The sequence below is a fragment of the Aestuarium sp. genome, from assembly GCF_023253315.1.
Lineage (GTDB): Bacteria > Pseudomonadota > Alphaproteobacteria > Rhodobacterales > Rhodobacteraceae > Marivivens > Marivivens donghaensis.
The window spans coordinates 173,504-185,588 of record NZ_JALRGW010000002.1; the positions used below are offsets into that span (position 1 = coordinate 173,504).

General features: G+C 57.5%; 12 protein-coding genes. 6 read left to right on the forward strand and 6 right to left on the reverse strand.

The genetic code is table 11. The annotated features are described in order from the left end of the window. Window position 1: 1 nt before the first annotated feature. Window positions 2-1,198, forward strand: a complete 1,197-nt coding sequence (locus AC1QQ2_RS02490; RefSeq protein WP_479711947.1) for a LysM peptidoglycan-binding domain-containing protein — start codon at window positions 2-4, stop codon at window positions 1,196-1,198. A gap of 54 nt (window positions 1,199-1,252) precedes the next feature. Here the strand turns inward: AC1QQ2_RS02490 and AC1QQ2_RS02495 are convergent, their stop codons facing one another. From AC1QQ2_RS02495 to AC1QQ2_RS02510, 4 genes are read right to left on the reverse strand one after another with little or no spacing between them, the layout of a single operon-like run. Continuing rightward, window positions 1,253-2,092 carry an ATP-binding protein gene (locus AC1QQ2_RS02495; RefSeq protein ID WP_479711948.1) on the reverse strand — a complete coding sequence of 280 codons (840 nt, stop codon included), beginning with the start codon at window positions 2,090-2,092 and terminating at the stop codon, window positions 1,253-1,255. Beyond that, window positions 2,089-2,943 carry a twin-arginine translocase subunit TatC gene (gene tatC, locus AC1QQ2_RS02500; protein WP_479711949.1) on the reverse strand — a complete coding sequence of 285 codons (855 nt, stop codon included), beginning with the start codon at window positions 2,941-2,943 and terminating at the stop codon, window positions 2,089-2,091. Before tatC ends, AC1QQ2_RS02495 begins: the two co-directional genes overlap by 4 nt. Continuing rightward, window positions 2,940-3,374, reverse strand: coding sequence for a Sec-independent protein translocase protein TatB (gene tatB, locus AC1QQ2_RS02505; RefSeq protein WP_105235369.1), 435 nt, complete (start codon window positions 3,372-3,374; stop codon window positions 2,940-2,942). The genes tatC and tatB overlap by 4 nt, the downstream gene beginning before the upstream one ends. 21 nt (window positions 3,375-3,395) lie before the next feature. Continuing rightward, window positions 3,396-3,611 carry a twin-arginine translocase TatA/TatE family subunit gene (locus tag AC1QQ2_RS02510; protein WP_105235370.1) on the reverse strand — a complete coding sequence of 72 codons (216 nt, stop codon included), beginning with the start codon at window positions 3,609-3,611 and terminating at the stop codon, window positions 3,396-3,398. A 178-nt stretch (window positions 3,612-3,789) separates the two neighbouring features. On the opposite strand from AC1QQ2_RS02510, the gene AC1QQ2_RS02515 reads away from it, so the two are divergent. Beyond that, complete coding sequence (locus AC1QQ2_RS02515) at window positions 3,790-4,452, forward strand: helix-turn-helix transcriptional regulator (protein ID WP_479711950.1); 663 nt, start codon at window positions 3,790-3,792, stop codon at window positions 4,450-4,452. Here AC1QQ2_RS02515 and AC1QQ2_RS02520 read toward each other — a convergent pair. Both AC1QQ2_RS02520 and AC1QQ2_RS02525 read right to left on the reverse strand, forming a co-directional pair. Continuing rightward, window positions 4,442-5,524 (reverse strand): ABC transporter ATP-binding protein, encoded by a 1,083-nt coding sequence (locus AC1QQ2_RS02520; protein WP_105235372.1) that lies wholly within the window; start codon window positions 5,522-5,524, stop codon window positions 4,442-4,444. The two genes, AC1QQ2_RS02515 and AC1QQ2_RS02520, sit on opposite strands and share 11 nt — an antisense overlap. 79 nt (window positions 5,525-5,603) lie before the next feature. Further along, window positions 5,604-6,383, reverse strand: coding sequence for an SDR family oxidoreductase (locus tag AC1QQ2_RS02525; RefSeq protein WP_479711951.1), 780 nt, complete (start codon window positions 6,381-6,383; stop codon window positions 5,604-5,606). 117 nt (window positions 6,384-6,500) lie between these two features. Between AC1QQ2_RS02525 and AC1QQ2_RS02530 the strand changes: the two genes are divergently transcribed. The 4 genes from AC1QQ2_RS02530 (at window position 6,501) to AC1QQ2_RS02545 (ending at window position 12,063) form a co-directional block, all read left to right on the forward strand. Continuing rightward, window positions 6,501-7,499, forward strand: coding sequence for a Hint domain-containing protein (locus AC1QQ2_RS02530; protein WP_479711952.1), 999 nt, complete (start codon window positions 6,501-6,503; stop codon window positions 7,497-7,499). Between the two features lie 94 nt (window positions 7,500-7,593). Then, a complete protein-coding gene (locus AC1QQ2_RS02535; RefSeq protein WP_479711953.1) occupies window positions 7,594-8,778 on the forward strand; it encodes a methyl-accepting chemotaxis protein in 1,185 nt (394 codons plus the stop codon). A 47-nt stretch (window positions 8,779-8,825) separates the two neighbouring features. Next, window positions 8,826-10,433: a peptide chain release factor 3 gene (locus tag AC1QQ2_RS02540; RefSeq protein ID WP_105235376.1), complete on the forward strand. Its 1,608-nt coding sequence runs from the start codon at window positions 8,826-8,828 to the stop codon at window positions 10,431-10,433. Between the two features lie 145 nt (window positions 10,434-10,578). After that, window positions 10,579-12,063, forward strand: coding sequence for a DEAD/DEAH box helicase (locus AC1QQ2_RS02545; RefSeq protein ID WP_479711954.1), 1,485 nt, complete (start codon window positions 10,579-10,581; stop codon window positions 12,061-12,063). Window positions 12,064-12,085: the final 22 nt, after the last annotated feature.

Sequence of the window (12,085 nt, forward strand, 5' to 3'; positions counted from 1 at the left end):
GATGATCAAGGCAAATTCCCTGCGCGCTGCGCTGTTCACAGGTGCCGCGCTGACGCTATTGGCAGGCTGTGCAGACACCTTTGAGAATTTCGATTTGGACATGCGGGACTTGGGCGGCAACACGCTCGATACCACGAATGCCGCACGCAACCTGCCGCCGCGTCCAGAGCCCGATAATCGCGGTGTGATTTCTTACCCGAACTATCAGGTGGTCGTGGCAATTCGCGGCGATACTGTCACAACCGTTGCCCAACGTCTGGGCATCAACGCGGCAGAGCTGGCACGCGCCAACGCGCTCAGCGTTGATACCTCGTTGAACCAAGGTGCTGTTCTGCTCTTGCCGAACCGCGTGGCTGAACCGTCGGCTGCCACCGGCGCTGTTGTTTCTGGTCCAATCCAGCCGACCGAAGTTGATGTGACAACCCTTGCCGCCGCCGCGATTGTTCGCGCTGGTCCGCAAGCCACCACAACTGCGCCTGTCGCTGCCGCGCCTCAAACCGCAACCGTCATGGACGGCGTTGAACCGCTGCGCCACACCGTGCGCCCGAACGAGACCGCCTACTCTATCGCGCGTCTCTATAACTTGCCTGTGCGGACCTTGGCGGAATGGAACGGTCTAGGCTCTGACCTCTCGGTCCGTGAAGGTCAGTCGCTGTTGATCCCGCAAAGCGGCGTGACGCTCATCACCGAGCCAGAAAGCGCCCCAGGCGAAGGCACACAGACGCCAGTTCCCCCGTCGGCTGCAACGCCGCTCCCGACCGAGACAACAACACCCGCAGCAACAGCAACTGTGGCCCCTGTGGCTGCGCCTGACCTCGGCACACCTGCGCCAGCAGCGAACCCGAATGCTCCGCTGATCTACCCAGTACGCGGTAATATCGTGCGTGCCTATTCTGCTGGCAGCAATGAAGGCATCGACATCGCAGCGAGCGCGGGCGACGAAGTGGTCGCTGCTGCCGCTGGCACCGTGGCCGCCATCACCCGTGATACCAACGGTGTTGCGATTGTTGTGATCCGCCACGCGACCGATCTGTTGACCGTTTACACCAACCTCGACGGTTTGACCGTGGCTGAGGGCGCAAGCGTCCGTCAGGGCCAGAAAATCGGTGTGGTGAAGGCGACGAACCCTGCGGTCGTCCACTTTGAGGTGCGCCTGTCGGGTATGAAATCGGCCAACCCCGAAGATTACCTGCCCTAATCAGGTAGCAGCATTAGAATACAAAACGGGCGGGGAATTCCCCGCCCGTTTTCGTCAAAGTGTCACGCCCTTGCGCCCAGCAAGGTCCGTGAAATACTGCCACGCCACGCGGCCAGAACGGCTCCCTCGGGTCGCTTGCCATTCGATGGCTTCGGCCCAAAGCGTTTCTTCGTCGATCTCAACGCCATAAGACGCGCAATACCCGCGGATCATATCGAGGTAGTCGTCCTGCGAACACGGATGGAACCCGAGCCACAGACCAAACCGATCCGAGAGCGATACTTTCTCTTCGACCGCTTCCGCAGGGTTGATCGCGGTGGAGCGTTCGTTTTCGATCATATCGCGCGGCATAAGATGGCGACGGTTCGACGTAGCATAGAGGACGACGTTGTCGGGACGCCCCTCAATCCCGCCATCCAACACCGCCTTAAGCGATTTGTAATGCGCGTCATCATTGCTGAACGACAGGTCATCACAGAACAGAACAAAGCGCTCAGGACGACCACGTAGCAAGTTCAGGCACCGCGTGATCGACGGCAGATCTTCGCGCTGGATCTCGATCAGTTTGAGGTCGGGATAGGTTTCCCCCAGCTTGCCATGTACGGCCTTAACCAGACTGGATTTCCCCATGCCCCGCGCACCCCACAAGAGGGCGTTGTTTGCGGGCATACCACGGGCAAACTGTTCGGTATTAGCCATCAACGTGTCACGCGATCTGTTCACCCCAACGAGGAGCGAGACATCAACCCGCGACACCTTGGTCACTGGTTCGAGCCGGTCGGGACTGGTGTGCCAAACGAACCCTTGCGCAGAAGCAAAGTCCGGAGCGGCTAAAGGCGCCGGAGCGATCCGCTCTAGCGCCTCTGCGATACGCGTTAAGGTCGCGTCATTCATGCCTTAGCCTCGTCGTCGACCTCGTCCTCATCGTCCTCGAAATACAGACCTTCGGCCTTGAGGCGTTCGATACGGGCCTTTTCAACGCGGGCAACCAATTGGATCGAAACTTCATACAGACCATAGACGACCGAGAAGAGAATGATCTGGCTTACCACGTCGGGCGGTGTCGCGATCGCAGCGAGGATCAGAATGCCGACCACCGCATATTTGCGAACCGACCGCAGACCGTCAGCCGAGACCAACCCCGCCTTGCCCATAAGGGTCAGCAGAACGGGCAACTGGAAACAGAGGCCAAAGGCGATGATGAACTTCATCGTCAGCGACAGATAGGACTGCGCCGAACCGAGGTAATTGATACCAGCCGATGTTGCCTCAGTCCCGGCGGTCGCCCCTGCCTGTTGGAAGTTCAAGAAGAAAGTGAAGGCCATCGGCGTGATAACGTAGAACGCAAAGGCAGCACCGAGGATGAACATGAGCGGCGAGGCCAAAAGGAACGGCAAGAACGCGTTCTTTTCCGATTTATAGAGACCAGGCGCCACGAACCGCCACAGCTGGTAGCTGATCACGGGGAACGACAGGACCAAGCCGCCGAGCATTGAGATCGAGACCGCGACAAAGAAACCCTCTTGGAGGGCGATCATCACCAGACCACAATCCTGCTGGCCGTTTTCAGCCAGAGCATCACAGAGCGGCTGCGTCAGGAAATCGAAAATCGGGTTCCAAACGGTAAAGCAGATCACCATCGCAACGACGAATGCGCCCAGAGATTTAATCAGCCGCGACCGCAGCTCTGTCAGGTGTTCGATCAGCGGAGCCGAGGTATCTTCGATTTCGTCTGCCTTGCTCATTCTTTTGCCTCGGTCTTGGGGCTTGGGTCACGCAGCGCGGCCAAGTCTGCTTCGGCCTCGTCGAGAGCGGCCTCTGCGGCAGCTGCCTCGCGGGCTTTGCGCTCTTCGGCGGCCTTCGCCATGGCTGCATCCATCTTTTCCTTAGTCTCTGCCCGCTCAGGTGTGAGCGAAGAGGTATCCAAGGTCGATTTGATCGCATCCTTGCCGAACTGCGTCGGGTTCGACGCGGCCTTCAGGGTCTTGTTGATGTCCTTCATCCCCGACTGATCCGCCGCCTGATCCATCGCGCGGCTGAATTCGCGGGCCATCCCTTTGGCCTTACCGACGTATTGCCCGACGCTGCGGAACAATCCCGGTAATTCCTGCGGTCCAACCACAATCAGCGCGACGATGCCAATAAGGACCATCTCGCTCCAGCCCATGCCAAACATAGCGGCGTTCCTTCGCGTTGATTAGGCTTTGTCTTTGTCAGACTCGGGGGTGACGTCTTTTGCAGCTTCAGCTTTTGCAGCTTCCAGCTCTTTCTCACCTTCGCTGATGCCCTTTTTGAACGAGGTTATGCCTTTGCCCACTTCGCCCATGATGCCCGAGATTTTGCCGCGGCCAAACATGACCAGAACAACAACTGCAATCAGGATGAGGCCCATCGGGCCGATATTGTTGAGCATGATAGTCTCCCTATGTGCGGGACGGCCTCTGCCGCCCGAAAATTCTGTGACCCCGACTGTTGCCAGTTTCACAAGCGGTGAAAAGCGCGAAATCGCTTTTGTCGTGCGGTTTCTCAAAAGTTTGTCGAAATTTGTGACAAAAACTTGTCAGTAGTGAATTCTGCTGCGACAAAGCGGTATGAAACGGACGGATCGATTGAGGCAGTTGATACGGATTTTGCGGGACGGTGATATGCACCGTGCCGTTGATATTGCTGACAAAACGGGCGTCACCGTGCGCACGGTTTACCGCGATATGGAGACGTTGATGGCCTCTGGCGTGCCGATGGTTGGGTCTCGCGGAACGGGTTATCGGATCACCGCGCCGATCACACTGCCCGCCATGAACCTCTCGATGGCAGAGCTTGAGGCGCTGCACCTCGGCCTTATGGCGGTCGCCCAATCGGGTGAGGCTGACCTGACTGAGGCCGCGCAAACCTTGGCCGACAAACTCGATGCCGCCCTGCCCGAGGACGTGGATCATACGACAACGGATGGGCTTGCCATTTACCCATTCACAGGGCGCACGCATGGCGTCGTTCACCTGTCCGCCCTTCGGCAAGCGATCCGTGCACGGCAGAAACTGCTGGTTACTCTCAACAGACAGGATCGCACGGTGCGGCCCCTGCGGCTCGATTATTGGGGGCGGGTTTGGACCTGCACGGTGTGGTGCGAAACGATCCGTGGCTTTGATGATCTGCCGATTGAGGAAATCGCCGCGCTACGCAAGCTCCCGTCGCTCTTTGTGAACGAAGCAGGGAAGACGCTGGCCGATTATCGGGTGGCGCGAACTATTTCTTAACAGGGTAAACGAAACAACGATCGCGCCGCATCATCAGCCAAAGCGCAGTTCCAGGTTTCGGCAGGAACACATTCGGCACCTGAGCCTTGAGCACGGAGCCGTCGAAATCCATCTTGAACTCAACGAGGCTCTCCGCTCCCATGAACCGTGAACGGGTCACGATACCCCGCGCAGGTGCGCCGTCGCCAACGGTCGGGTTCGGGCCCCGCCCATGCCGATCAAAGTCGATCCGCAGGTGCTGGGGTCGAATAACGATATCCACATCGGTGCCATCAGGCTGCCCCGGCGCAAAGAACTGACCAAAGGCCGTTTCAACCAACGCCCCTTGAACTTTGCCGTGGATCACATTGATATCACTGAAAAATGCGGCAGCAGACTTATCAACGGGGGCGTTATAAACGTTATAGGGCGCGCCCTGCTGAACGATCTTGCCACGGCGCATAAGTGCGATCTCATCCGCCATACGCATGGCTTCGGCCGGTTCGTGCGTCACCAGCAAAACCGCCGCGCCTTCGTCCTTGAGCACCTCAAGCGTCTGATCGCGGATACCGTCGCGCAGGCGGTTATCGAGGCCTGAAAACGGTTCATCCATCAACATGATCCGCGGCCGCGGCGCTAGGGCCCGCGCCAGCGCGACACGTTGCTGTTCCCCACCCGACAGTTCGTGCGGGTAGCTGTCGATATGGCGAAGCATGTCGACCTTATCGAGCAACTCCTCGACCCGTCGGCGTTGGTCCTGTTTGTCCCCAATGAGGCCAAAGGCGACGTTGCCCGCGACGCTGAGATGAGGGAACAGAGCGAAGTCCTGAAACATCAAACCGATGGAACGGCCTTCGGGCGGGACGCGGTAAACCGTGTCACAAACCAATTGGCCGTCGACATAAATCTCACCGCTGTCCTGCATATCGACGCCCGCGATGATCCGCAGCGTCGTCGATTTCCCGCAACCTGACGGGCCCAAAAGGCACGTCACCTGCCCCGGCATCACCGAGAGCGATACGTCATCCACAACCGGCAGTCCGTCGAACGAACGACGTATGTTGCGGATTTCAAGGCGGGGTGGGTTCGGCACGATGGTTCCTATTTCCGACAGCTTCAATCGGGTATAGGCCCGTCCTATCAACCTCGCCCGCCTTGGGCAAGTCCATGGATCACATGGTCATATTCGCCGCACCGCCATCGAGCATGATATTCTGCCCCACGATAAAGCCCGCCTTGTCCGAACAAAGGAACGCACACATCGCCCCGAATTCGGTCGTCGTGCCATAGCGCTGCGCTGGTATCGTGGCCTCGCGTTTTGCCCGTGCATCGGCAATGCTGATCCCTTCGGCAGTAGAAATCCCAGTATCGAGCGAAAGCGCGCGATCCGTGTCATGCAAACCGGGCAGCATATTGTTAATCGTCACCCCATAAGGCGCGACCTGACGCGATGTCCCAGCCACAAACCCCGTCAGCCCCGCTCGTGCAGAGTTCGACAATCCCAATTGCGGGATTGGCGCCTTAACCGACTGAGAGGTGATGTTCACCACACGCCCCCAGCCCTTTGAGATCATCGCAGGCATCAGAGCGGTCATCAGCGCAACGGGCGTCAGCATGTTTGCATCCAGCGCCTTGATGAAATCGTCGCGGTTCCAATCCGTCCACATCCCCGGAGGCGGGCCACCCGCATTGGTGACAAGGATATCAACACCTTGCGCCGCATCGATCACCCGCTTTTGGCCCTCTGGCGTGGTGACGTCACAAGCAACTGTGTCTACCGACACGCCATATTTCGCACGAATTTCGGCAGCCGTCTGCTCGAGCGTCTCAGCGGTCCGCGCGTTGATCAGCAGATTCACCCCTGCTTCGGCCAAGGCCTCTGCACAGCCGCGCCCCAAACCTTTGGACGCGCCACAGACCAATGCTCGCTTACCAGATATCCCTAGATCCACGTTTCAATCTCCCTGATACGCATGGTGGGTTGCTTTATGTTTCCCATCCGTTGACGAATATATAGATTATTCACTAGTTACCCGTTTCAATAGCATCACGAGTTTTAAGGTTGGTTTATGTCTCATTTGAAAAACGCGCACACGTCCCAAACCCTGCCCGTTCATCGGAGCCGTGATTTTGTCGTGACCAATGGCGTTGCCGAAGGGGACCCGATCAGCTTTGCCGACGAACTGCTGATGGATGACATCTACCAGATCACCGAAGCAGCGCAGCGTTTGCCATTGTCGGTGGCGATGGACCCTGACACGGGTGCACTGACTGTCGCGATGCAATCCGCAATCGGAACGGCAGGCAATGCGATCTACCTCGATTCCTGCCTGACGTTTATGATGTCCGACAGCACCACTTGCGAGGTCATCGTTCTGGTCGAAGTCGAAGATGGCGGCGTCGAAGAGGTCTATATCCTCCCGCTTGCCCCAATGCCCGCTCGCAAGGATTTCCGTCTCGTCGGCGTTGATCGCGATGCCGCACTAAGCCGTTTCGCCGAAATGGCCTGCGTGTCGTTCGCCCGCGGTACTCATATTACATTAGCCTCTGGCGAGCAGCGCAAGATCGAGGACCTGAGGGTCGGCGACCGCGTCCTAACGCGCGATGATGGTGCCCAATCCGTGCGCTGGATTGGTCAAACGACGCTCCGCGCTGTGGGCGAATTTGCACCTGTCGTCATCCGCAAGGGCACGCTGCACAACGAAAATGATCTGATGTTGTCGCCCGATCACCGCGTGTTCATCTACCAGCGCGAGGATCATCTCGGCGCTGGCCGTGCCGAGGTCTTGGTTCGGGTTCGCCACCTGATTAACGGCGACACCGTGTACCAACAGGACGGTGGTTATGTAGATTACTTCCAAGTTCTCTTTGACGAACACCAAATCATCTATGCCGAAGGGATCGCTGCGGAATCCCTTCTCATCGACCCGCGCACCCGATCCGCCATTCCAGCAACGGTCGACGCGCAGCGTCACACCTATCGCCACCATCACGATTTCGAAGTGACCGAAACCTTGCTGCCTTCGCAAGATGCGGCGGAGGTTTTGCGCAAGGCGTCGAGCAGCTGATAAAAATTCAATTTATTTGAATAAAATCCTACATTTTCTCAGGCAAACGCCGTTCCCACGGTCAAGTATGTATATTGCACCGAGGACTTCACCGTTGGAAACGAGCTCGCTCGACATTACCGAAATGCGCAAACGGCTTTTGAACCATGGCTTGAATGACGCTCGTTTGGGCCTCATTCGTCAAAACCGCCACAACATTCAAAAGGCCATTCCGCTTGCCTTGGATAGCCTTGTTAAATTCATTTCCCAACAAGAGCCTTTCAGCGCAATGCTTAATGAAAAAGGGCATCTTGAACGTGTTGGTGCAAATTTTATCAAACACTGGACGTTTATCGCGAACGCGGACTTTGGCGAAGAATACCTCGCATCTGTAAAGCAAATCGCGGCGGTTCATACTCGCATCAATCTTGCGCCCGCCCTTCAAATTGCGGGTTACACACACATGCGGGTGGGCCTGATTGAACACGCTGGGCACCGTGGATTTTTCTGCAAGCGCAACAACGCCTTGGCCGATGCGATCAGCCGTGCCGTGACGTTTGACATGGATTTGTCACTGAGCAGCTACCTGACGACGTCGGCGGAACGCTCTGCCTCTCTCAAACAAGAGATGAGCCGCGATTTCTCGGACTCGTTGGGCAAGATTGTTGAAACACTTGCGGGTGCTGCGGAACAGACCTCGGCCAGTGTGAAACAAGCGTCGATGTCGGCAGCAGATCTGTCCAATTCCGCGAGCGACATTCGTGGTGAGATGGAAAAGGCAACGATGTTGTCGACCACGGCTGCGCAATACGCCCAGACTGCGACAGATCAGGTGGAACGTTTATCTCAGAAGGTCGAAAACATCTCCAAGGCGGTTCAAATGATCAATGACATCGCGAACCAAACCAACCTCTTGGCCCTGAACGCCTCTATCGAAGCCGCGCGCGCTGGCGCTGTTGGCCGCGGGTTTAACGTAGTTGCGGGCGAGGTGAAGAACCTTGCGGCTCAGACCACCAAAGTAACCGAAGACATCAATAACCTGATCGAGGCCGTGCGGGTCGAAACGAACTCCGCGGTGAAAAGCGTTGGCGCGATCTCTGAACAGGTTTCGCAGGTGAACACAGCCTCGGTGTCGGTTCAAGACGCACTCCGCGTTCAGGGTGAAGTTCTGGGCAACGTCATCATGTCGACCGTCGCTCAGTCGCGTATCGGGTCCGAACACGTGGCGGAACAGGCGCACACATTGCGCACCACTGCCGACGATTACCTGCGCCGCATGGAAAGTCTCGACACCAACTGACGCAGATTAACTTGTCAGGGCATGCCCGTCACCGTATAGGCACGAGCATGCTCGATACCGCTTCAAATCGCCCCGCCCTGCCCGCTGAAATCGCACGTCGCCGCACGTTCGCGATCATTTCGCACCCTGACGCCGGTAAGACCACTCTTACCGAAAAGTTCCTTTTGTTCGGTGGTGCGATCCAGATGGCTGGTCAGGTCCGCGCAAAGGGCGAAGCGCGGCGCACACGGTCCGACTTTATGCAGATGGAAAAGGATCGCGGGATTTCCGTATCCGCATCGGCAATGTCGTTCGACTTTAAGAACTTTCGGTTCAACCTCGTTGACACCCCTGGCCACTCGGACTTTTCTGAGGATACCTACCGCACGCTAACGGCCGTTGATGCCGCCGTGATGGTGATCGACGGTGCGAAGGGTGTGGAAAGCCAAACCCAGAAGCTGTTCGAAGTCTGCCGTCTGCGTGACCTTCCGATCCTGACCTTCTGTAACAAGATGGACCGCGAAAGCCGCGATGTGTTCGACATCATCGACGAAATTCAGGAAAACCTAGCGATCGACGTGACGCCTGCGTCTTGGCCCATTGGGATGGGTAAAGAATTCATGGGCTGCTACGACCTCTTGAACGACCGTCTTGAACTGATGGATCGTGCGGACCGTAACCGCGTCGCTGAGAGCATCGAGATTAAAGGCCTCACCGATCCCGCGCTGAAGGAACATATCCCCGCGCATCTTCTGGAGAAATTCCTGGAAGAGATCGAAATGGCGCGCGAATTGCTGCCCGAATTGAACCATCAGGCAGTCCTTGAGGGCCACATGACCCCGATCTGGTTCGGCTCTGCGATCAACTCTTTTGGCGTCAAAGAACTGATGGACGGCATCGGCAAATACGGTCCCGAACCGCAGCCGCAGTCCGCAGACCCGCGTCAGGTTATGCCCGAGGAAAACAAGGTCGCTGGCTTTGTGTTCAAGGTTCAGGCGAACATGGACCCGAAACACCGTGACCGCGTGGCCTTTGTCCGTTTGGCCTCTGGCCACTTCCATCGCGGCATGAAGCTGACACATGTTCGTTCTAAAAAGCCGATGGCGATTTCGAACCCTGTTCTGTTCCTCGCATCAGACCGCGAATTGGCCGAAGAGGCTTGGGCTGGCGATATCATCGGTATTCCGAACCACGGGCAATTGCGCATCGGTGACACCCTGACCGAAGGCGAAAACCTCAAGGTCACGGGCATCCCATCCTTCGCGCCAGAGCTTTTGCAGAACTGCCGCGCGGGCGACCCGATGAAGGCCAAACACCTTGAGAAAGCTCTGATGCAGTTCGCCGAAGAAGGCGCTGCAAAGGTGTTCAAACCCGCGTTCGGCTCTGGCTTTATCGTCGGCGTTGTCGGCCAGCTTCAGTTCGAAGTGCTCGCTAGCCGGATCGAACTGGAATACGGCCTGCCTGTGCGCTTTGAACCGTCGCAGTTCACCTCTGCCCGTTGGGTTCAAGGGGATAAAGCCGCGGTCGATAAATTCATCACAGCCAATAAACAGCACATCAGCCACGACAACGACGGCGATGTTGTGTTCCTGACCCGCTTGCAGTGGGACATCGACCGCGTGGAGCGCGATTACCCCGATGTCAAACTGACCGCGACCAAGGAAATGATGGTTTAAGGGGCAAATGCTGCTCCGATTGACCTGAAGGCGGTTTTCGGTATAGAAGGCCGCAGCCCGCTTGCGGGAACTATTGACGCGGGGCGCGTTGGCATGTTGCGTCCCATAACCTTCGGCCCCCGACGGGCCGCGACTATGGACGTATATGACAAAATTCTCTGATCTGAACCTTGATGCAAAGGTTCTCAAGGCGATTGCCGAAGCCGGCTACGAAACCCCAACCCCTATTCAGGCTGGCGCTATTCCCGCTGCCCTCGAAGGCCGCGATGTTCTAGGCATTGCGCAAACGGGAACAGGGAAAACCGCATCTTTCACGCTGCCAATGATCACCCTTCTGGGCCGTGGTCGTGCACGCGCACGTATGCCACGTTCGCTCGTTCTTTGCCCGACCCGCGAATTGGCGGCTCAGGTGGCTGAGAACTTTGACGTTTATGCAAAGCATACGAAACTGACAAAGGCCCTTCTGATCGGCGGCGTGTCGTTCAAAGATCAAGACGCGGCAATCGACCGTGGTGTTGACGTTCTGATCGCCACCCCCGGCCGTCTGCTTGACCATTTTGAGCGTGGTAAACTGCTGCTCACTGGCGTGCAGATCATGGTCGTCGACGAAGCTGACCGTATGCTCGACATGGGCTTTATCCCTGACATTGAACGCATCTTTAACCTGACGCCGTTCACCCGTCAGACGCTGTTCTTCTCGGCCACTATGGCGCCCGAGATTGAGCGCATCACCAATACTTTCCTGCACACCCCCGCCAAGGTCGAAGTGGCCCGTCAGGCGACCGCGTCCGAGCGGATTGAACAGCACGTTGTGCATTTTAAAGGCTCCCGTCGTGACCGCGCAGCGAGCGAGAAGCGTCAGCTTCTCCGTGCCCTGATCGATGCCGAAGGCGACAAGCTGCAGAACGGGGTGATCTTCTGTAACCGCAAGTCGGACGTTGATATCTGCCACAAATCGCTGAGCAAATACGGCTATGACTCGGCTCCGATCCATGGCGATCTGGACCAGAGCCAGCGGAACTCCACGCTCGAATCCTTCCGCGAAGGCAAGATCAAGATCTTGGTGGCCTCTGATGTGGCTGCCCGTGGTCTAGACGTGCCGTCCGTGACCCACGTCTTTAACTTTGACGTGCCGGGCCACCCAGAGGACTATGTGCACCGCATTGGCCGCACAGGTCGCGCTGGCCGCGATGGTAAGGCGATCATGATCTGCGAACCGCGCGACGAAAAGAACTTCGACGCCGTTCAAAAGCTGTTGGGCAAGGACATTCCTGTTCTGGAAAACCCGCTCGGCCAGATTGAGCCGTCCGAGGATAAGCCTGAGGCGTCTGACGACAAGCCAAAGCGCAGCCGCAACCGCCGTGGTGGATCGCGCAAGAAAGACGAGGACGCAAAACCGCAGGAACAGGTGGTTGAGGCCCCTACCCCTGAGGTCGTCGAAGAAGTCGCTGCCGTTGAAAAGCCAATGGAGCGCGAACAGCGTCCGCAGCGCGACAACAACCGTGACAACAATCGTGATCGTGGCCAACGTCGTGACCGCCGCCGTGACCGCGACGATCACGTGATCGGGATGGGCGATGATGCCCCCGCGTTTATCCGGCTCAGTTTCGACGAGCGCCGCAAAGCCTAAATAATAAAGCCCGCGAAGATCA